Genomic DNA, 18691 nt, shown 5'->3' with positions numbered 1-18691 from the left:
GGGGTGACGACCAACGGTCGTCACCTACCGGTAGGTGCCCACCGTTGGTGGGCACGCTCTGATCACCCCTCATCCATGCGCTGCAGGCCATCCCCGGCCAGGCGCAGGATCAGCTTCTCCAACAACTGCTCTTCCTCTTCGCTGAGCACCGACATCAGCTTGCGGGTGATCTCGATCACCAGCGGCGCGATGGTCTCGTAGACCTCGAACCCGGCGGCCGAAAGCGCCAGCACCGAACGACGGCGGTCGTCGCCATGGGTTTCACGCTTGATGAAGCCCCGCTCCAGCAGTCTGGCCACGGCGCGGCTGACCGCCACCTTGTCCATCGCGGTGCGGTCGGACACCTCGCTGGCCGAAGACCCCGGGTACAACGCCAGGATGGTGATGACCCGCCATTCCGGGATTGCCAGTCCGTAGCGGTCGCCGTACAGCTTGGCGATGTTGCCGCTGACCCGGTTGGACAGGACGCTGAGCCGATAAGGCAGGAACTGCTCCAGGTCGAGCAGGGCGTGCGAGGCGCGGATGCGCTGGCTGGCGGGATCGGGCGGATTCATGCTGCAGTGCACCTTGATGGTGGTTTCATATGAAACTATAAACCTTCATTCCGGACTCCGCATTCTCGCGGGTCTGCCTTCCGCCCGTCATCTGGTTTTTTCAGGTGGGGCCAGTTTTGGAGCCACGTCATGAGCAGCCAGCCCAGCACCGCCACTCACGCCCCCAACCCGGGCATGCAGGTGACCACCTTCGAAAACCCGATGGGAATCGACGGTTTCGAGTTCGTCGAATTCGCAGCGCCCGCAGGACGTGGTGCCGAGCTGCACGACTATTTCCGCAAGATGGGATTCACCGCGGTGCTGCGCCACAAGCAGCGCGCCATCACCGTGTACCGCCAGGGCGACGTGAATTTCCTGGTCAATGAGGACCCGGACTCGTTCGCCGCTGACTTTGCCGCCAAGCATGGTCCGTGTGCCTGCGGTTTCGCCATCCGCTTCCAGAAGCCGGGCGAGCAGGTGTTCCAGATGGCGCTGGGCAACGGGGCCGAGGCGATCGACTTCAAGCCGGAGTCCAAGGCGGTACCGGCCCCGGTCATCAAGGGCATCGGCGACTGCATGCTGTACCTGGTGGACCGTTACGGTGCCAACGGCAGCATGTTCGACACCGACTACACCCCCATCGAAGGTGTCGATCAGCATCCGGTCGGCTTCGGGCTGACCTTCATCGACCACCTGACCCACAACCTGTACTTCGGCAACATGCAGCAGTGGTCGGACTACTACGAGCGGCTGTTCAACTTCCGCGAGATCCGCTACTTCGACATCAAGGGCCTGAAGACCGGCCTGGTGTCCAAGGCGATGACCGCGCCGGACGGCATCGTGCGCATCCCGCTGAACGAGTCGTCCGACCCGAAGAGCCAGATCAACGAATACCTGGATGCCTACAAAGGCGAGGGTATCCAGCACATCGCCTGCTTCACCGAGAACATCTACGACACGGTGGAAGCGATGCGCGCGCAGGGCGTGGAGTTCCTGGACACGCCGGACACCTACTTCGACGTGATCGACCAGCGCGTTCCCAATCATGGCGAAGACGTGGCCCGTCTGGCGAAGAACAAGATCCTGATCGATGCCGACCCGGAGACGAAGCAGCGCAAGCTGCTGCAGATCTTCACCCAGAACTGCATCGGTCCAATCTTCTTCGAGATCATCCAGCGCAAGGGCAACGAAGGCTTCGGCGAAGGCAACTTCACCGCGCTGTTCGAGAGCATCGAGCGCGACCAGATCAAGCGCGGCGTACTGTAACCGGAGCCCGATCATGTCCCCGTCCATCGCTTCACGCGGCTATCAAACCGGTTTCGGCAACGAATTCGCGAGCGAAGCCCTGCCGGATACCCTGCCGGTCGGGCGCAACTCACCGCAACGCGTGGCGCGGGGACTGTATGCCGAGCAACTGTCCGGCACCGCGTTCACCGCCCCGCGTGGCAGCAACCGGCGCAGCTGGGTCTACCGCATCCGTCCGGCGGTCAGCCATGGTGAGTTCACCCCCTACGCGCAGCCGCACCTGCACAGCGACTTCGCGCACGGCGCGGTGTCGCCGAACCAGCTGCGCTGGGACCCGCTGCCGCTGCCGTCCACGCCGACCGATTTCGTCGATGGGCTGTACACCATGGGCGGCAACGGTGCGCCGGACGCGCATCATGGCGTGGGTATCCACCTTTATGCCGCCACGGCGGATATGCAGGGACGCTACTTCTACAACGCTGATGGCGAACTGCTCATCGTGCCGCAGCTGGGTCGCCTGCGCCTGCTCAGCGAGTTCGGCGTGATCGAGGTCGAACCGCAGCAGATCGCGGTGATGCCGCGCGGCGTCCGCTTCCGCGTGGAGCTGCCCGACGGGCAGGCGCGGGGTTACATCTGCGAGAACTTCGGTGCGCTGCTGAAGCTGCCCGACCTGGGGCCGATCGGCTCCAACGGGCTGGCCAACCCGCGTGATTTCGAGACCCCGCACGCGGCGTTTGAAGACGTGGAAGGCGCGTTCGAGCTGATCGCCAAGTTCCAGGGGCACCTGTGGCGTGCCGACATCGATCATTCGCCGCTGGACGTGGTCGCCTGGCACGGCAACTACGCCCCGTACCGCTACGATCTGCGCCGCTTCAACACCATCGGCTCGATCAGCCACGACCACCCGGATCCGTCGATTTTCCTGGTGCTGCATTCGCCCAGCGACACCCCGGGCACCAGCAACATGGACTTTGCCATCTTCCCGCCGCGTTGGCTGGTGGCGCAGGACACGTTCCGTCCGCCGTGGTTCCACCGCAACATCGCCAGCGAGTTCATGGGTTTGATTCACGGTGCCTATGACGCCAAGGCCGAAGGCTTCGTGCCCGGCGGTGCATCGCTGCACAACTGCATGAGCGGGCATGGGCCGGATGCGGCCACGTTCGAGAAGGCTTCGGCAGCGGATCTGTCCAAGCCGGACGTGGTCAAGGACACCATGGCTTTCATGTTCGAAACGCGCGGGGTGATTCGACCGACCGCGCAGGCCATGGAGGCTGCACATCGGCAGCGTGGGTATCAGCAGTGCTGGCAGGGGTTGAAGAAGCATTTCGGCGGGTGACGGGGGCGGAGTCTGCACCGCCGACGTTCGTGGGATGTCCCGTCCGTTGCCGCTCGCGGGATACCCCGTAGAGCCGGGCTTGCCCGGCTGCCGTTCGCGTAATGCAAGAGCAGCCGGGCAAGCCCGGCTCTACATCGCCTCGCCGTGCTCCAACGGTAGCGCCTCCAGCACGCGCTGCCGGACGCGCTGCGAGTAGCCCTCGGACGTCATCCCCGGCAGCGCCTCCAACGCCGTCCGCAGGCTTGTCACCACATCGCCCTCGGCACGCGCCATCTGCAGATCTCGGTACAGCGCCGCCGCCTGCGGATTTCGCTGTAGTTCCAGAATGCCGAGCAGATAGATCCGCGCGGCCACCAATGAGCGACGTCGCTCCGGTGCCGGCTCCGCCGCCGCGGGAGCGGCTACTGTGGCAGGCACCGCCACCACCGCCGGCTCCGGCGCAGACACCAGATACCCGGCCTGGATCATCTGGATCACCATCGCCGGCGCTTCCGGTCCGATCAGCGCAGTCAGCTGGCCGATATCGCGCTGGCCATCACACATGATCAGCAGCCGCCGCTGGCGCATGTCCAGCGGCGCACGATGGGCCTGCAGGGCGTCGCGGGCGAGATCGGTCTTGCGCGGTTGCATGAGGAGAGGTGTCGATGCGGTGCACGCCGAGCCTGAATGGGCCAGGTGAAAGCGTGATGACAACCGGCGACTTGCATGCATCCGCTGCACGCCAAAGGGACTACGCTGCCGGCACTGAACGGAGGAGATGTGCTCATGAAACAGCTGGGAGGCGTTCTGGCCATCGGTATGGTGTTGTCCCTGGCCGCCTGCGACCGGCGGCCACCGGCGGTGGTGCCCGCCGATGAATCACGACCTGCCGCCGCAGGCGAACCGGCCGCACCGGCATCGATGCCCACGACACAGGATGGCGCGGCGACTGCGGGCAGCGGCCCGGCACGTCTGGACGGCTACGGGGCCGCAACCCTGGGCGCTTCACTGGACGCGCTCAAGACCGCCTGGAGCGAACCGCTGCAGGGCGACGTGCCGGATGACTACTGCCATGCGCTGCGCCCGCAGGGCGCGCAGGCCGATGATGTGATCTTCATGATCGAAGGCCGCAAGCTGGTCCGCTACGACGTGCGCAACGACCGCATCGTGGCCCCGGGCGGCGGCAAGGTCGGCATGACCCTGGGCGAGCTGCAGGCGCTGTATCCGGAGCGGGCTGACCTGACCCCGCACAAGTACGAGCAGAACGGGCACAACCTGCGGGTGCGGCCGGCCGCCGAGGGCGGTGCGATCCTGAACTTCGAGATCGGCGGCAATGGCACCGTCACTGCGTGGCGGGTGGGCCAGACCCCGCAGGTGGACTACGTGGAAGGCTGCAGTTGAGGTAGCGTAGGCACCGGGAGGTGCCCAGCCGGGCACATGGGAACGCCGGGCCATGCCCGGCATCATGGGGAGAGGCCAATGTTCGCTGCTGCCATCTGGTTCGTGCTGGGCCTGGTGCTGCTGGCACTGGGCGGGGATTCCATCGTCAAGGCGGCCTCCGGGCTGGCGCAGCGCTTCGGCGCGTCGCCGTTCGTGGCCGGCCTGCTGCTGGTCGCCTTCGGGACTTCGCTGCCGGAACTGGTGGTCAACGCGCGCGCCTTCGCGATAGGAGCCGAGGACCTCGCGCTGGGCAACGCGGTGGGCAGCAACATCGTCAATGTCGGCCTGACCCTGGGCCTCGCCGCGCTGGCCGCGCCGCTACTGGTGCGCGCGCGGGTGCTGTCGCCGCTGCTGGTGCTGCTGGCGGTGGTCAGCCTGGCGCTGATCGTGTTCGGCCTCGATGGCGTCATCGCGCGCTGGGAAGGCGCACTGCTGCTGCTGGGTTTCGTCGGTGTGCTGGCGTTCCTGCTGCGTGCGGCGCGGCGTGAAGCCGAACCGGTGCGTGAGGCCATTGCCGGTTACGCAATGACCCGCACCGGCCTGTTCCTCAACGTGCTGCGGGTCGTGTTTGCCGGGGTGGCGCTGTACTACGGCGCGCGCTGGATCGTGAACGCCGCGCCGGTGCTCGGGGCCGGACTGGGCTGGTCACCGCTGCTGGTGGGCCTGTTGCCGGTGGCGATCGGCACCGCGCTGCCGGAGGTCGCCGCTGCGGTCGTGGCCGCACGGCGTGGGCAGGGTGACATGGTGCTGGGTCACGTGATCGGCTCCAGCCTGTTCAACCTGCTGGTGGTGGTGGGCGGCATGGCCGCGCTGCGCCCGATTGCGTTGCCGGAATCGTTCGTGAAGCTGGAGCTGCCCGCGGCGATCGCCTTCGTGCTGGTGCTGTACCCGATGCTGCGTGGGGACCTGACTCTCAGCCGGCGTGAGGGCGGGATCCTGCTGGTGGCGTTTGTGGGCTGGGTGGTGCTGGAGCTGGCCTTGATTGGGGCGTGAGTCGCAGCCACGCAGGGCGTGGCTCTACGCGTCTTCTGCGTCCGGTTGCGGCGGCGGCAACTGCTCTTCTTCGGCCTTGTCATTCCCCGGCAGGCTCGGCCGCTTTTCCATCATCAGCGACAACGCGGCCTTGGCCATCATGTGCGCGCTGATCGGCGCGGTAATGAACAGGAAAGCGGTGATCAGCAGCTCACGCGGCTGCGGATCTTCACCCAGGAAGATGTGATACGCGACCGAACCGGCCAGCACGCAGCCCACGCCCAGCGTGCTGGCCTTGGTCGGCGCATGCAGGCGCTTGAAGAACGTGGACAGCTTCACCAGCCCCAGCGCGCCGACCAGGATGAAGAAGCAGCCGAACAGCAGCAGCAGCGACAGCAGGATCTGGATGAAGGTGATCATTCGACGATATCCCGGCGCAGCACGAACTTGCTCAGCACCACGGTGCTGCCAAAGCCGAGCATTGCAATCACCAGCGCTGCTTCGAAGTACACCGCTGAATTGAGGTACATGCCAAACAGCATCAGTTCGGCAATCGCGGTTACCGACAAGGTGTCCAGCGCGAGGATGCGGTCCGGCACGGTCGGCCCGCGCAGCAGGCGCCAGGTGGCCAGCAGCATGGCCAGGCCGACCACGTGCATGCACACCACCAGCGTGGTCTGGATGAACACATATCCGGTCATGGGAAGATCTCCATCAGCGGGGCTTCGTAGCGGGTCTTGATCTGTCGGATCAGCTCGTCCGGGTCATCCAGGTGCAGCACATGCACCAGCAGATAGCGGCGGTCGTCGGACAACGCGGCCGACACAGTGCCCGGGGTCAGCGTGATCATGCTGGTCAGCGCGGCAATGCCGTGGATGTTGGCGATATCCAGCGGCAACCAGATGAAGCCGGGGTGGATGCGGCGCTCCGGCCCCAGCACCTGGATCGCCACGCGGATGTTGGACACCAGGATGTCCCACAGGGTCACACACAGCAGTTTGGGAATCGGCCGCAGCGAACCGATGCGCGCGAACTCGCGGTCCAGGCGGGCGGCGAACAGCGGCACCACCACGCCCAGCACCAGGCCGAGCAGGATCTGGCCCAGGGTGAAGCTGTCGGACATCAGTACCCAGAACGCGAGCACCGTGAAGCTCAGCATCGGCGAGGGAATCAGGCGGCGGAACAACGGGCGTTTGCGCGTCATGGGCGGCGGATCTCCGGCGTGGTCGCGCGCAGCTCGCCTACGTAGTCCTGCGGCTGCAGCAACTGGGCGGCCATGGCGTCGGTGTAACGCATCAGCGGGTTGGCGAACACCGCCATGCCGATGCCGTAGACCAGCAGAAGGCCGGCGGCGAACAGCTCCACCGTGCGGGTAGGAGCCTTGCGCGGCGCGGGTACGCCTTCTTCGGCGACCGGCACGCGCCAGAACAGGCGCACGCCACCGCGGGTGATGCCGACGATCACCATCAGGCTGCTGATCAGCACCGCGCTCCACACCAGGCCGGTGTACTGCGCCGGCATGCCGGCCAGCAACGCGGCCTTGGCGAGGAAGCCGGACAGCGGCGGCAGACCCGCGACCGACACCGCTGCGATCAGGAACAGCACCGCCGGGGTCTGCTTGCCCGGCATCGGCGCGATTACTTCCTTGCGGTCGCTGGCTCCGCCGCGACGCCGGCGGATCAAGTCGGCGATCAGGAACAGCGCGGCGGCGACAAAGGTGCTGTGCGGCAGGTAGTACAGACCGGCCGACAGCACCTGCGGTGTGCGGATCGCGAACGCGATGAACAGCGTCGCCGCCGACACCACCACCAGGTAGGAGATCAGCACGCGCAGGCGTGCCGCAGCCAGCACGCCGAGCCCGCCCAGCACCAGCGTGGCCACGCCGGCCCACAGCAACCACTGGCTGCCGTAGCCGGCCATCGGGCCCGCGTCTTCACCGAACCACAGCGAGCTCACCCGCAGCACGGCGTACAGGCCGACCTTGGTCATGATCGCAAACAGCGCCGCCACGGCGGCGGGTGCACGCGCATAGGCTTCCGGCAGCCACAGGTACAGCGGCATCAACGCCGCCTTGCTGCAGAACACCAGCAGCAGCAGGCCCAGCGTAGCCTTGGTCAAGGTGAGGTGGCTGGCCGGAACTTCGGCGATGCGCTGCGACAGCTCGGCCATGTTCAGCGAACCCAGCGAGGCGTACAGCAGGCCCAGCGCGATCAGGAACAGGGTCGAGGCGGTGACGTTGAACACCACGTAGTGCAGGCCGATGCGCATGCGCAGGCCGCGCCCGCCGCTGAGCAGCAGGCCGTACGAGGCGATCAGCATCACCTCGAAGAACACGAACAGGTTGAAGATGTCGCCGGTGAGGAAGGCACCGTTCAAACCAACCAGCTGGAACTGGAACAGCGCGTGGAAGTGCGGTGCGCGCCGGTCCCAACCGGAACAGGCATGCAGCAGGCAGGCAATGGCCAGCAGCAGGGTGGTCAGCAGCATCCAGCTGGACAACCGGTCGGCGACCAGTGCGATGCCCAGCCGCGACGGCCAGTCGCCCAGCAGGTACACCGCGATGCTGCCATCGGCGGTGCGGGAGAACAGCAGGGCGACAGCGGCGGCCAACGCCGCCAGCGTGGTCCAGGCCACGCTGCGCTGCACCTTGGGCCCGTAGCGCCGGTGTTCGACAAACAGCGAGAGCGCTGCACCGACCAACGGAATCAGGATGGGCAGGATCACGACATGGTTCATGCGCCGCCCTCCCGGCCCGGCGCGGTGTCAGGGGCCGGCTCTTCCTCGTGCGCATCCACGTGGTCGCTGTGGTTGTCGCTGCGGCTGCGCATCGCCAGCACGATGCTGACTGCGGTCATCGCAAAGGCAATGACGATGGCGGTCAGCACCAGCGCCTGCGGCAGCGGGTCGGTGTAGTTGCCCAGGTTTGACGCCACGCCTTCCTTCAGCACCGGGGCCTTGCCGCTGACCAGCCGGCCACCGGCGAAGATCAGCAGGTTGGTGGCATAGGACAGGAAGGTCATGCCGAGGATGACGTCGAAGCTGCGCGCGCGCAGCAGCAGGTAGATGCCGATCGTTGCCAGTACGCCAATCGCGCTTGCCAGGGCCAGTTCCATCAGTGCATCTCCCCGGTCAAGGCCGAACGGCGGTTGGGATCGATCTCACCCTTGCGGGCGTTGCGGGTACGGTGCGGCTTGATCGTGCCCATCATCGACAGCATCAGCATCGCGCCACCGAACACCACCAGGTACACCCCGGTGTCGAAGCCGATGGCGCTGGCCAGCGGCACGGTGCCGATCAACGGCAGTTCCAGGTCAACGTGACCGCTGGTCAGGAACGGCACCCCGAACAGCATCGAGGCGCAGCCACTGACAATGGCGATCAGCAGGCCGACGCCGATACAGCGGATGTAGTCGAAGCCGAAGCGCGACTCCACCGATTCGGTGCCCTGGATCACGTACTGGATCAGCAGCGGCACCGCCAGCACCAGGCCGGCGATGAAGCCGCCGCCCGGCGCGTTGTGGCCGCGGAGGAACAGGAAGATCGACACCGTGAGGGTGAGCGGGAACATGATCTGGGCCAGATCGGCCGGCACCGGCAGCTTGATCGGCGGGCCCGGCATGATCTGCTCGGGGGCCATGCGCGACCGCCGCAGCAGCGCATGCACCACCAGCGCGGCAATGCCGAACACGGTGATCTCGCCGAAGGTATCGAAGCCGCGGAAGTCGACCAGGATCACGTTGACCACGTTCTCGCCGTAGGCCTCGGGCAGGGCGCGCGCCAGCATCTCGCCCGCCATGGTGTTCGGCGGCAGAGTCATCGCGCTGTAGGCCATGGCCCCGAGCCCGCCGCCGGCGATGACGGCGATCAGCGCGTCACGCCGCTTGCGCCAGCGCGACTTCTCCGGCGGCGACTGCGCCGGCAGGTAGTTCATGCCCAGCAGCATCAGCACCAGGGTGACCATTTCCACCAGCAGCTGGGTCAGCGCCAGGTCCGGTGCGGACAGGAACACGAAGGTCAGCGACACCATAAGCCCCACGCCACCGACCACCAGCACCGCCAGCAGGCGCTGCCGGTACACGAACAGCGCGCCGAACGAGCAGACCACGATCACCGCCCACAGCACCCAGCCCAGCAGCGGAATCGGCTGCGGCGACGGCCAGTTCGGGGAGATCGGGTTGGCCACGAACGGCGCGGCCGCGACCACGATGGCCACCACCACCAGCGCCATCAGCATGCGCTGCAGGCTGCCGTTGGCCAGCGCATGGGTCAGGCCGTGGGCAAAGCCGAACACCAGGTCCAGCTGCTTGTGGAACAGGTTGCGGCCGATGGTGCGGCTGACCACCGCATGCAGGTTGATCCGCCGGCGCAGGCCGAAGTACAGCGCGATGCCGCCGAGCACGCCGACGATGCTCATCACCAGCGGCAAATTGAAGCCGTGCCACACCGCCAGACTGAAGACAGGCATCGCCGACCCCAGAATGGCCTGTGCGGCGGTGTCGAGCACAGGCGCGATGGTGATTGCCGGCGCGATGCCGACGGCCAGACAGATCACCACTAGGATCTCCACCGGCACCTTCATGAAGCGCGGCGGCTCGTGCGGCACCCGGTCCAGATCATGCGGGCCCTTGCCGAAGAAGGTGTCGTGCACGAAGCGCAGGCTGTAGGCGACGCCGAACACGCCGGCCAGCAGCGCCGCGATCGACACCGCGATGCGCATCGGCTCCGGACCCTGTGTGGTGATCGCCTCGGCAAACAGCATTTCCTTGGACAGGAAGCCATTGAGCAGCGGAATGCCGGCCATCGCCAGCGAGGCGATGATCGCCAGCGCGCTGGTGAACGGCATCAGCCGGCGCAATCCGCCGAGCTTGCGCATGTCACGCGTGCCGGTTTCATGGTCGATGATGCCGGCGGCCATGAACAGCGAGGCCTTGAAGGTGGCGTGGTTGAGGATGTGGAACACGCCGGCCACCACCGCCATCGGCGTGGACAGGCCGAACAGCAGGGTGATCAGGCCCAGGTGCGAGATCGTCGAATAGGCCAGCAGGCCCTTCAGGTCATGCTGGAAGATCGCGTTCCACGCGCCGATCAGCAGAGTCAGCGCGCCGATACCGCTGACCGTGTAGAAGAACAGGTCGGTGCCGGCCAGCGCCGGGTGCAGCCGTGCCAGCAGGAACACGCCGGCTTTGACCATGGTGGCCGAGTGCAGGTAGGCCGACACCGGGGTCGGCGCGGCCATCGCGTGCGGCAGCCAGAAGTGGAACGGGAACTGCGCGCTCTTGGTGAAGATGCCGGCCAGCACCAGGAACAGGGCATACGGATACAGCGGGCTGCTGCGGATCACATCGCCCGCGGCCAGCACTGCATCCAGCTCGAAGCTGCCGACAATGCGCCCGATCAGCAGCACGCCGCCGAGCAGGGCCAGGCCGCCGCCGCCGGTGACCACCAGCGCCATGCGCGCGCCTTCACGCGCGTCCTGGCGATGCGACCAGAAGCCGATCAGCAGGAAAGAGCTGATGCTGGTCATTTCCCAGAACACCATCAGCAGCAACAGGTTGCCCGACAGGACCATGCCCAGCATGGCCCCCATGAACAGCAGCAGGTAGCAGTAGAAGCGGTGCGCGCTGTCGCGGGCGCTCAGGTAATAGTGGGCATACATCACCACCAGTGCGCCGATCGCCAGCACCATGCCGGCGAACATCCAGGCCAGCCCGTCCAGGCGCAGCGAGAAGGCCAAGCCGATCTGCGGCAACCAGTCGCCGAAGCTGCGCACCACCTCGCCCTGCATCACGGCCGGGGTCATCGTCGCCAGCAGGGCCAGCCCGCCCAACGGGGCGACGGCGGCCAGCCAGGCGGCGGTGGCGCGGGAGCTGGTGCGGAATGTGGCCACGACCGCTGCCATCAGGAAGGGCAGGGCCAGCAGCAGGAGCAGGGCAGGATTCATGCAGGGAATGCGCGATTCACGAGCAGGTTGTTCAGTCTAACAGGCGGTCATTTGTCGCCGATATACCCGAATACGCCAGCAACTGCAGGGAACGTGCGTGGTTCATTTTTTCAGGCCCCATATACGCCCCATTCGGCACCCGTCAAAGTCGTATGGACAATCCCGTCCGCTTTGCCGCATCTGGCCCCCCATTGTTCGTCGCGAGCGTTTCCGCCCAGCAACGGCAGGGGCTGCGACCACACCCCGGCTGGCCTGGACATGAATGGCCGATGTCGAAAATGGAGCACCCACGGCGATGCTGGGCGCGGGTCCGTGCAGCGCCGGTGATGATCGATTTCGTTCAGGTTGGGGGGCGTGGTTGCCGGCCAGCGGCCGGCACTACCGTCAGTACTTCCAGCCCATCTGGCGGAACAGCTTGGCCATCACCCAGGCCGGGCCGATCAGCAGGTAGGTCAGGTCGGTGAGGAAGCTGGGCTTGCGGCCCTCGAACTTGTGGCCGATGAACTGCGCAATCCACGCCACCACGAACACACCCAAGGCAGTCCAGCCCAGGCCGGCAATGCCGATCTGGGCTTCCAGCAGACGGCACACGCAGCCGCACACGAACAGCAGGCCCAGCATGCCGATGCCCAGCGACCGCGACAGGCGGTTGTAGAAGCACCAGGCGGTGAACATCGCCAGGCCGGCCCAGATGCCGTGCTGGAACCAGGTGATCAGCGGCGGAATGCACCACAACAAGCCCACCACCGACCACAGGATCGCCGGCACCGCGACCACGTGGATGCGCTGGTTCAGCGCATTGCGGTGGTCGTCGGAGTAGCTGGCGAAGTAGCGGTCAATCGGCCGCACAACCTGGGTGGTGGTGGACATGGTGGCTTCCGTCAATCCACGCTGATGCCGGCCAGGCGCTGCAGCGCCTCGGCGTACTTGGCGCGGGTGCGTTCGATGATGTCGGCTGGGATGCTCGGGCCCGGGGCGGTCTTGCCCCAGTCCAGCGTTTCCAGGTAATCACGGACGAACTGCTTGTCGTAGCTTGGCGGGCTGGTGCCCACTTCGTACTGATCGGCCGGCCAGTAGCGCGACGAATCCGGGGTCAGCATCTCGTCCATGATGTACAGGCGGCCGTCTTCATCGGTACCGAACTCGAACTTGGTGTCGGCCAGGATGATGCCGCGCTCGCGGGCGTAATCCGCCGCGAACTTGTAGATGCGCAGGGTGGCGTCGCGCACGCGCTCGGCCAGGTCCACGCCCACCTGCTTGACCATCGCGTCGAAGTCGATGTTCTCGTCGTGGTCGCCCACCGCCGCCTTGGTCGACGGGGTGAAGATCGGTTCCGGCAGCTGTTCGGCCTGGCGCAGGCCGTCAGGCAGTTCGATACCGCTGACCTTGCCGGTGCGCTGGTAGTCCTTCCAGCCGCTGCCAATCAGATAGCCGCGGGCGATGGCTTCCACCGGCACCGGCTTCAGCTTGCGGGTGACCACCGCGCGCTTGGCATACAGCGCCGGGTCCACGCCTTCGGGCAGGACGCTGGCGACATCAATGCCGGTCAGGTGGTTGGGCATCAGGTGGGCGGTCTTGGCGAACCAGAAGTTCGAGACCTGGCAGAGCATTTCGCCCTTGCCGGGAATCGGGTCCGGCAGCACCACGTCGAAGGCCGACAGACGGTCGGTGGCGACCATCAGCAGGTAGTCCCCCGGCGGGGTGCCGGCAGGAAGCCGGTCGCGCGGAATGTCGAAAACATCACGCACCTTGCCGCGATGGCGCAAGGGCAGGCCGGGGAGATCGGATTGCAACAACGTGGTCGGCACGGGCACTCCTGAGGCTTCGTCGAGACAGCTGTCCAGGGCACCCGGTGACGGGCCCGCCAGACAGCGGGCGGCCTAGTGTAAAGCGGGTTGGGCCCGCTGTGACGTAAAATGGATCACCTTTTTCAAGCGGCCGCCCCGACGACCATGCGCTGGTACGGAAAACTGCTCGGATTCATCGCCGGGGCCCTGCTGTTCCGGCCCAACCCGCTGTTCGGGGCGGTCATCGGCCTGCTCATCGGCCATGCCTTCGACGCCGACTGGTTCCGGCTGAACAGGGAAAATCCCTACCGCGAGCTGGGGCTGACCTCCGAGGCCACCGATGCCGAGGTCGACCTGGCCTACCGTCGGCTGATTTCCCAGTACCACCCCGACAAGGTGGTGGGCGCGGCCCCCGAGCTGCGCCAGCAGGCCGAGCGCAAGTCGCGCCAGCTCAACGCCGCCTACGACCGCATCAAGACCCTGCGCAAGCGCGGCTAGCGCTGCCCTCCCTTCTTCCTTCTGCAAGGCCCTGGCCATGTCCAACTGCATCATCGCCCCCTCCATCCTGTCCGCCGATTTCGCCCGTCTCGGCGAGGAAGTGGACAACGTGCTTGCCGCCGGTGCCGACTGGGTGCACTTCGACGTGATGGACAACCACTACGTGCCCAACCTGACCATCGGCCCGATGGTCTGCCAGGCGCTGCGCAAGCACGGCATCACCGCGCCCATCGACGTGCACCTGATGGTGGAACCGGTGGACCGCATCATTCCGGACTTCGCCGAAGCCGGGGCCACGTACATCAGCTTCCACCCGGAAGCCAGCCGCCACGTGCACCGCACCATCCAGCTGATCCGTTCGCTGGGCTGCAAGCCGGGCCTGGTGCTCAACCCGGGTACCCCGGTGGACGTGCTGGACTGGGTGCTGGATGACCTGGACCTGGTGCTGCTGATGTCGGTGAACCCGGGCTTCGGTGGCCAGGCCTTCATTCCGTCTGCGCTGGACAAGCTGCGCGTGGTGCGCGAGAAGATCGACGCCAGCGGCCGCGACATCCGCCTGGAGATCGACGGCGGGGTTAAGGCCGAAAACATCGGTGCGATTGCCGCCGCCGGCGCAGACGCCTTCGTTGCCGGTTCGGCCATCTTCAATGCGCCTATCAGCTATAAGGACGTGATCGAACAGATGCGCCGCAACGTCGCCAAGGCGCGGGGCTGAGCATGGCCGCTGCCGGCGTGCTGATCCGCGATGCCGTTGCTGAGGATGCAGCGCTGATTCTGCGCCTCATCCGCGAGCTGGCGATCTACGAGAAGGCCGAATCGTCGGTGCAGACCGACGAGGCCGGCATCCGCGACAGCCTGTTCGGCGACGGTGCCAAGGCACGCGCGCTGATCTGCGAAGCGGAAGGTCAGCCGATCGGCTACGCGGTGTACTTCTACAACTACTCGACCTGGCTGGGCCGCAACGGCATCTACCTGGAAGATCTGTACGTCAGCCCTGCCAGCCGCGGCAGCGGAGCCGGCAAGGCGCTGCTGCAGTACATCGCACGGCAGGCGGTGGCCGAAGGCTGCGGCCGGTTCGAGTGGTCGGTGCTGGACTGGAACACCCCGGCCATCGACTTCTATGAAGCGATGGGCGCGCGTCCGCAGAGCGAGTGGACGGTGTACCGGCTTGAAGGCGACGCGTTGAAGGCGTTTGCCGAACGCGCGTAAGCGTTGCAGGCGTGGCGATTGCCGGCGCAGTGTCGGCATTGCCTCTGACGCAATTGCGGCGCGGGAAGGACAATCGCGGGTCCCGTCGATAGCCCCCCGAGGTCCTGATGTTGCCGCTGCTATGCCCTGTGAATGTCACGCTTTCGCATGCCACTGAACTGAGTATTCGTGCCGGAACCACGGCGCTCGCGGCGGTGGGGGATGCGCTGGGAAGCGTGCTGCAGCGGATATCCAATGAGCCACCGGCGTGGATGCAGGGTCCCGCCGCGCGCCAGCCGGATACGGATCCGGATACGGATATTGCTGTTCGCTTTACGACGGGCACGAGCAACGCGCTGAGCGTCAGCGTTGCAGTGGTTGGAATCTTCGCCGTGGGTGTCCTGCAGGTGCGGAGATACAGGCAGGCTGGCCAGCGGCTTGCCGAGGTCAGGGCAGAGCTGGCCCAGCAACCCCCACGGCCGGCGCGCGTGCAGGACCACCGCAACGCGATTGATGGCCCGGCCGCCCTCGTGCAACCGGCAGACGCCGCATGAAAAAAAGGCCGCACCCTTTCAGATGCGACCCCGGAAACAGCGGGAGGCTGATCCTGCCTCCATCCATCATCCCTGCTATGGCCTTCCATTCTCCGGGTGTTGGGTGACCGTTTGATGACGTTCACCACGGCTGAAACACCCCGCTGCTAGCCTGCGCGTCCCCACCGATGGAAATGCTGCATGAGCCGTGCCCGCTGGCGTCTGATCCTGAACGGAAAATCCACCGGCAACGAGGATGTGCGCGAGGCCGTGCACATCCTGCGCGAGCGCGGCATCGCGCTCGAGGTCCGGGTCACCTGGGAGGGCGGCGACGCCGAGCGTTACGTGGCCGAGGCCATCGAGCATGGCGTGGACACCATCATTGCCGCCGGCGGTGACGGCACCCTCAGCGAGGTCGCCGAAACCCTGGCCCACCGTGACGAGCCCGCCGATGCGCTGCCCTCGCTGGGCCTGCTGCCGCTGGGCACCGCCAACGACTTCGCCACCGCCGCCGGCATTCCGGACGAACCGCTGGCCGCGCTGAGCCTGATCGAGCAGCAGTCGCCGCGCCCGGTCGACCTGCTGCGCATCGACGCCGACGGCAATCCGTGGTGGTGCGCCAACGTCGCCAGCGGTGGTTTCGGTACCGAGGTCACGGTGGAAACCGATGAAGGCCTGAAGAAGGTGCTGGGTGGGTTGGCTTACCTGGTTACCGGTATCTCGCGGTTGGGCAAGATCGAGCCGATCCAGGCCCGGGTGCGGAGCCAGGACTTCCACTGGCAAGGCGGCTTCATCGCGCTGGGCATCGGCAACGGTCGCCAGGCCGGCGGCGGCCAGGTGCTGTGCCCGGAGGCGGTGATCAACGACGGCCTGCTCGACCTGACCATCATTCCCGAGCTCAGCGGCGAGGTCATGTCCACCTTCGCGGCGCTGGTGAAGGGCGGCAAGCGCGGCGCGCTGGAGCAGGTGGCCGAGCGCACGCGCGCGCAATGGGTGGAGATCGACGCCGATCAGCCGATGACGCTGAATCTGGATGGCGAACCGGTCAAGGCGCGCCACTTCCGCATCGACTGCGTGCCCGGCCGCGTGCGCATGCACCTGCCGCACGACACCGAGCTGGTGTAACCGGGCACGCCATCACCGCGCCGGATGATCCCGCCGATACAACGCCCATTCCTCGACCTTGGTTCCATCCGGCAGATGGCAGAACCCGGTCTGCGCACCCGCGCCATCGGTCTCGATCACACTCTTCCCGCCCAGCTCGACGCAGTACACCGACGCCGGATTGGCCATGCCCACAGCAGGGTCGGCAGCGTCCGGCTTTGCCGTCGACCCGCACCCGGCCAACATCATCCCCGCACCCACCACAGTCGTCTTCAGCACCTTACGCATGACCGCCTCCCGTTGCGCGGGCTCGTCCGCCCGCTTTCATGGCACCGGGATCCGCCCGGTTGTTTCCCGTAGAGCCGGGCTTGCCCGGCTGCTTCACTCTGTAGGCGTTCAAAGCAGCGGGATATCTTCTTCTTCGTAAGGAAATCCGAAAGCTTTCCGCTTGTCCCGGATGCCGACGGGCATAGCGGGCCGCGGGATGTTGCGCGCAATCAGCCATTCCTGGCACTTCTTCTGCCAGGGGAGCAGGTCAGGGGTGGTGATGCCCCAATAGATGTCTTCTGCGATATGCATCCTGTCAGGCTTTCCAATTGACGACTTCATCATCACCGTAGGCACCGCTCCGTGCTCCAGGAGCCAGTACGCATGCTCGAATCCCCCGCGCGTGGTGTACCAGCCCAGCACAGTGTCTGCTGAGCCACGATTGGACTCGTTTACTTCCGCGCCGTTTTCTACGAGGAGCTTCACGTTCTCCCACTGATTTCCGCTGATGAATGCTTGGAAAAGGAGTGTTTCGTTATTGACGTTCCTGATATTCGGATCGCCACCGTGCTTGAGGAGAAGGGCGAGATAGCGAGGATCGTCCATCATCGCTGCGAACACCATGGCGTTGTTGAAGTGGATCATTTCGCCATTCATGTGTTTCGACTCGCGCGCATTGGGATTTGCGCCAGCCTCAAGCAGCGCATCCAGTCCCTCCAGATTTCGGGCGCGGAGTGGCCAGGCGACGACGGGAATGCCATCGCGGCTTGCAAAGGTTGTGTCGGGATTCACCCCCTCTTCTTTGATAAGTCGCGTGATGGTGTCGGAATCGCCTTGCTCACTGGCGATTGCGAGCTGCAGTGCGCTGCCTTCGAAGTACTCCGCAGCACCGTTGGCCGATGTCGGATCGCAGCCTGTCAAGAGGATTATTGACAGAATGCCGGTGAAGGCATGTGCCGCTCTGAGGATTCGTGCTCGCGGGGTGTGCGTGTTCAAAGCAGCGGAATGTCCGCTTCCTTGCTCGGAAACCCAAATGCTTCTCGCTTCCGACGGATATGTTCCGGCAGCGGTGGGCGAGGAATGTTGCGCTCAACAAGCCATTGCTGACACTTCTTCTGCCAGGGAAGCAGGTCAGGGGTCGTGATCTCCCAGTAGATGTCTTCGACCATCTTCTGCCTTGCAGCTCCGTCCGGTGTATTGGCTGATGGCTTCGAAATCCTGGGGTCGGCACCATGTTCAAGAAGCCAATAGGCCGAATCGAATCCCCCTCGTCGTGTATACCAGCTAAGAACTGTGTCATCGCCCATGCTCAAGCTGGATTCGTTGATGTTCGCACCGTTCTCAATCAGGACTTGAATGTTCTTCCACTGATTTCCACTAAGGAACGCCTGAAGCAGAAGAGTCTCGTTGTTGATGTTGCGCGTGTTCGGGTTTCCGCCGTGCTTGAGCAAGAGTTCCAAGTAGCGTGGATCGTCCATCTTCGCTGCGTAGACCATCGCATTGTTGAAATGGATCATTTCTCCATTCATGTGCTTGGATTCACGCGCATTGGGATCCGCACCTGCCTCGAGCAATGCCTGAAGTCCCTCAAGGCTGCGGGCGCGAAGTGGCCACGCAATCACTGGAATGCCATCGCGACGGGCGAAGGTCTTGTCGGGATCGACGCCTTCCTTCATTACCAAGCGTGTGATGGTGTCGGAGTCGCCACTTTCAGAGGCCACTGCGAGCTGTAGTGCTCGTCCATCGAAGTAATCGCCAGCCCCGTGTGCAGAGGAGGCGGCACAGCCGCTCATAAAGAAAAGTGTGACCCATGCCGCACTTATGAGCGTTTTCGCCATCAAGTTGTGAAGACTGGAGCGCATGATCGT

22 protein-coding genes are annotated in these 18691 nt (G+C 65.4%); 9 read left to right on the top strand and 13 right to left on the bottom strand.

All coding sequences use genetic code 11. The features are described from left to right. Positions 1 to 62: 62 nt before the first annotated feature. Entirely contained in the window at positions 63 to 554 is a 492-nt protein-coding gene (locus tag PDM29_RS05535) for a MarR family winged helix-turn-helix transcriptional regulator (RefSeq protein WP_125360569.1), read from the bottom strand. 129 nt (positions 555 to 683) lie between these two features. On the opposite strand from PDM29_RS05535, the gene hppD reads away from it, so the two are divergent. Together hppD and hmgA are read left to right on the top strand one after the other, a co-directional pair. After that, a complete protein-coding gene (gene hppD, locus PDM29_RS05530) occupies positions 684 to 1799 on the top strand; it encodes a 4-hydroxyphenylpyruvate dioxygenase (protein WP_311192878.1) in 1116 nt (371 codons plus the stop codon). Positions 1800 to 1812: 13 nt separating this feature from the next. Continuing rightward, entirely contained in the window at positions 1813 to 3114 is a 1302-nt protein-coding gene (hmgA, locus tag PDM29_RS05525; RefSeq protein ID WP_311192877.1) for a homogentisate 1,2-dioxygenase, read from the top strand. Positions 3115 to 3243: 129 nt separating this feature from the next. On the opposite strand, the gene PDM29_RS05520 is transcribed toward hmgA, so the two are convergent. Continuing rightward, the gene (locus PDM29_RS05520; RefSeq protein ID WP_311192876.1) at positions 3244 to 3744 is read right to left on the bottom strand and encodes a hypothetical protein; all 501 of its coding nucleotides are present in this window, start codon (positions 3742 to 3744) and stop codon (positions 3244 to 3246) included. Between the two features lie 135 nt (positions 3745 to 3879). Between PDM29_RS05520 and PDM29_RS05515 the strand changes: the two genes are divergently transcribed. Together PDM29_RS05515 and PDM29_RS05510 are read left to right on the top strand one after the other, a co-directional pair. Beyond that, positions 3880 to 4494 (top strand): hypothetical protein, encoded by a 615-nt coding sequence (locus PDM29_RS05515; protein WP_311192875.1) that lies wholly within the window; start codon positions 3880 to 3882, stop codon positions 4492 to 4494. Positions 4495 to 4572: 78 nt separating this feature from the next. Further along, the gene (locus tag PDM29_RS05510) at positions 4573 to 5526 is read left to right on the top strand and encodes a sodium:calcium antiporter (RefSeq protein WP_311192874.1); all 954 of its coding nucleotides are present in this window, start codon (positions 4573 to 4575) and stop codon (positions 5524 to 5526) included. A 24-nt stretch (positions 5527 to 5550) separates the two neighbouring features. Here the strand turns inward: PDM29_RS05510 and PDM29_RS05505 are convergent, their stop codons facing one another. From PDM29_RS05505 to PDM29_RS05470, 8 genes are all read right to left on the bottom strand, one after another. After that, the gene (locus PDM29_RS05505) at positions 5551 to 5925 is read right to left on the bottom strand and encodes a Na+/H+ antiporter subunit G (RefSeq protein WP_311192873.1); all 375 of its coding nucleotides are present in this window, start codon (positions 5923 to 5925) and stop codon (positions 5551 to 5553) included. Further along, positions 5922 to 6206, bottom strand: a complete 285-nt coding sequence (locus PDM29_RS05500) for a K+/H+ antiporter subunit F (protein WP_125360575.1) — start codon at positions 6204 to 6206, stop codon at positions 5922 to 5924. Before PDM29_RS05500 ends, PDM29_RS05505 begins: the two co-directional genes overlap by 4 nt. After that, positions 6203 to 6709 carry a Na+/H+ antiporter subunit E gene (locus tag PDM29_RS05495; RefSeq protein ID WP_311192872.1) on the bottom strand — a complete coding sequence of 169 codons (507 nt, stop codon included), beginning with the start codon at positions 6707 to 6709 and terminating at the stop codon, positions 6203 to 6205. Before PDM29_RS05495 ends, PDM29_RS05500 begins: the two co-directional genes overlap by 4 nt. Beyond that, positions 6706 to 8241, bottom strand: a complete 1536-nt coding sequence (locus PDM29_RS05490; protein ID WP_311192871.1) for a monovalent cation/H+ antiporter subunit D — start codon at positions 8239 to 8241, stop codon at positions 6706 to 6708. The genes PDM29_RS05495 and PDM29_RS05490 overlap by 4 nt, the downstream gene beginning before the upstream one ends. Beyond that, on the bottom strand, positions 8238 to 8618 hold the full coding sequence (locus tag PDM29_RS05485) for a Na+/H+ antiporter subunit C (protein ID WP_311192870.1): 381 nt from the start codon (positions 8616 to 8618) through the stop codon (positions 8238 to 8240). Before PDM29_RS05485 ends, PDM29_RS05490 begins: the two co-directional genes overlap by 4 nt. Beyond that, positions 8618 to 11446: a monovalent cation/H+ antiporter subunit A gene (locus PDM29_RS05480; protein ID WP_311192869.1), complete on the bottom strand. Its 2829-nt coding sequence runs from the start codon at positions 11444 to 11446 to the stop codon at positions 8618 to 8620. The genes PDM29_RS05485 and PDM29_RS05480 overlap by 1 nt, the downstream gene beginning before the upstream one ends. 384 nt (positions 11447 to 11830) lie before the next feature. Then, the gene (locus PDM29_RS05475; RefSeq protein WP_311192868.1) at positions 11831 to 12316 is read right to left on the bottom strand and encodes an Mpo1 family 2-hydroxy fatty acid dioxygenase; all 486 of its coding nucleotides are present in this window, start codon (positions 12314 to 12316) and stop codon (positions 11831 to 11833) included. 11 nt (positions 12317 to 12327) lie between these two features. Continuing rightward, positions 12328 to 13254 (bottom strand): phosphoribosylaminoimidazolesuccinocarboxamide synthase, encoded by a 927-nt coding sequence (locus PDM29_RS05470; RefSeq protein WP_311192867.1) that lies wholly within the window; start codon positions 13252 to 13254, stop codon positions 12328 to 12330. A gap of 144 nt (positions 13255 to 13398) precedes the next feature. On the opposite strand from PDM29_RS05470, the gene PDM29_RS05465 reads away from it, so the two are divergent. The 5 genes from PDM29_RS05465 to yegS all read left to right on the top strand — a co-directional run bounded on the left by PDM29_RS05465 (position 13399) and on the right by yegS (position 16577). Then, positions 13399 to 13731: a J domain-containing protein gene (locus PDM29_RS05465; RefSeq protein WP_311193725.1), complete on the top strand. Its 333-nt coding sequence runs from the start codon at positions 13399 to 13401 to the stop codon at positions 13729 to 13731. Positions 13732 to 13768: 37 nt separating this feature from the next. Then, positions 13769 to 14446: a ribulose-phosphate 3-epimerase gene (rpe, locus tag PDM29_RS05460; RefSeq protein WP_311192866.1), complete on the top strand. Its 678-nt coding sequence runs from the start codon at positions 13769 to 13771 to the stop codon at positions 14444 to 14446. A 2-nt stretch (positions 14447 to 14448) separates the two neighbouring features. Next, entirely contained in the window at positions 14449 to 14940 is a 492-nt protein-coding gene (locus PDM29_RS05455; protein ID WP_311192865.1) for a GNAT family N-acetyltransferase, read from the top strand. Positions 14941 to 15047: 107 nt separating this feature from the next. Next, positions 15048 to 15473 (top strand): hypothetical protein, encoded by a 426-nt coding sequence (locus PDM29_RS05450; protein ID WP_311192864.1) that lies wholly within the window; start codon positions 15048 to 15050, stop codon positions 15471 to 15473. 180 nt (positions 15474 to 15653) lie between these two features. Beyond that, entirely contained in the window at positions 15654 to 16577 is a 924-nt protein-coding gene (yegS, locus tag PDM29_RS05445; RefSeq protein WP_311192863.1) for a lipid kinase YegS, read from the top strand. A gap of 12 nt (positions 16578 to 16589) precedes the next feature. Here the strand turns inward: yegS and PDM29_RS05440 are convergent, their stop codons facing one another. The 3 genes from PDM29_RS05440 to PDM29_RS05430 form a co-directional block, all read right to left on the bottom strand. Beyond that, positions 16590 to 16844, bottom strand: coding sequence for a putative hemolysin (locus PDM29_RS05440; protein ID WP_311192862.1), 255 nt, complete (start codon positions 16842 to 16844; stop codon positions 16590 to 16592). Between the two features lie 108 nt (positions 16845 to 16952). Further along, entirely contained in the window at positions 16953 to 17819 is an 867-nt protein-coding gene (locus PDM29_RS05435) for an ankyrin repeat domain-containing protein (protein WP_311192861.1), read from the bottom strand. Beyond that, positions 17816 to 18685 carry an ankyrin repeat domain-containing protein gene (locus tag PDM29_RS05430; RefSeq protein ID WP_311192860.1) on the bottom strand — a complete coding sequence of 290 codons (870 nt, stop codon included), beginning with the start codon at positions 18683 to 18685 and terminating at the stop codon, positions 17816 to 17818. The genes PDM29_RS05435 and PDM29_RS05430 overlap by 4 nt, the downstream gene beginning before the upstream one ends. Positions 18686 to 18691: the final 6 nt, after the last annotated feature.

It is taken from the genome of Stenotrophomonas oahuensis, from assembly GCF_031834595.1.
Classification (GTDB): domain Bacteria; phylum Pseudomonadota; class Gammaproteobacteria; order Xanthomonadales; family Xanthomonadaceae; genus Stenotrophomonas; species Stenotrophomonas oahuensis.
The sequence above is the reverse complement of the archived record's forward strand: the minus strand, read 5'-3'. Positions and strand labels throughout refer to the sequence as shown.

Bases quoted from the DNA above. Each gene is read 5' to 3' on its own strand.
- PDM29_RS05535 (WP_125360569.1), bottom strand. From the start codon at position 554: ATGAATCCGCCCGATCCCGCCAGCCAGCGCATCCGCGCCTCGCACGCC.
- hppD (WP_311192878.1), top strand. From the start codon at position 684: ATGAGCAGCCAGCCCAGCACCGCCACTCACGCCCCCAACCCGGGCATG.
- hmgA (WP_311192877.1), top strand. From the start codon at position 1,813: ATGTCCCCGTCCATCGCTTCACGCGGCTATCAAACCGGTTTCGGCAAC.
- PDM29_RS05520 (WP_311192876.1), bottom strand. From the start codon at position 3,744: ATGCAACCGCGCAAGACCGATCTCGCCCGCGACGCCCTGCAGGCCCAT.
- PDM29_RS05515 (WP_311192875.1), top strand. From the start codon at position 3,880: ATGAAACAGCTGGGAGGCGTTCTGGCCATCGGTATGGTGTTGTCCCTG.
- PDM29_RS05510 (WP_311192874.1), top strand. From the start codon at position 4,573: ATGTTCGCTGCTGCCATCTGGTTCGTGCTGGGCCTGGTGCTGCTGGCA.
- PDM29_RS05505 (WP_311192873.1), bottom strand. From the start codon at position 5,925: ATGATCACCTTCATCCAGATCCTGCTGTCGCTGCTGCTGCTGTTCGGC.
- PDM29_RS05500 (WP_125360575.1), bottom strand. From the start codon at position 6,206: ATGACCGGATATGTGTTCATCCAGACCACGCTGGTGGTGTGCATGCAC.
- PDM29_RS05495 (WP_311192872.1), bottom strand. From the start codon at position 6,709: ATGACGCGCAAACGCCCGTTGTTCCGCCGCCTGATTCCCTCGCCGATG.
- PDM29_RS05490 (WP_311192871.1), bottom strand. From the start codon at position 8,241: ATGAACCATGTCGTGATCCTGCCCATCCTGATTCCGTTGGTCGGTGCA.
- PDM29_RS05485 (WP_311192870.1), bottom strand. From the start codon at position 8,618: ATGGAACTGGCCCTGGCAAGCGCGATTGGCGTACTGGCAACGATCGGC.
- PDM29_RS05480 (WP_311192869.1), bottom strand. From the start codon at position 11,446: ATGAATCCTGCCCTGCTCCTGCTGCTGGCCCTGCCCTTCCTGATGGCA.
- PDM29_RS05475 (WP_311192868.1), bottom strand. From the start codon at position 12,316: ATGTCCACCACCACCCAGGTTGTGCGGCCGATTGACCGCTACTTCGCC.
- PDM29_RS05465 (WP_311193725.1), top strand. From the start codon at position 13,399: ATGCGCTGGTACGGAAAACTGCTCGGATTCATCGCCGGGGCCCTGCTG.
- rpe (WP_311192866.1), top strand. From the start codon at position 13,769: ATGTCCAACTGCATCATCGCCCCCTCCATCCTGTCCGCCGATTTCGCC.
- PDM29_RS05455 (WP_311192865.1), top strand. From the start codon at position 14,449: ATGGCCGCTGCCGGCGTGCTGATCCGCGATGCCGTTGCTGAGGATGCA.
- PDM29_RS05450 (WP_311192864.1), top strand. From the start codon at position 15,048: ATGTTGCCGCTGCTATGCCCTGTGAATGTCACGCTTTCGCATGCCACT.
- yegS (WP_311192863.1), top strand. From the start codon at position 15,654: ATGAGCCGTGCCCGCTGGCGTCTGATCCTGAACGGAAAATCCACCGGC.
- PDM29_RS05440 (WP_311192862.1), bottom strand. From the start codon at position 16,844: ATGCGTAAGGTGCTGAAGACGACTGTGGTGGGTGCGGGGATGATGTTG.
- PDM29_RS05430 (WP_311192860.1), bottom strand. From the start codon at position 18,685: ATGCGCTCCAGTCTTCACAACTTGATGGCGAAAACGCTCATAAGTGCG.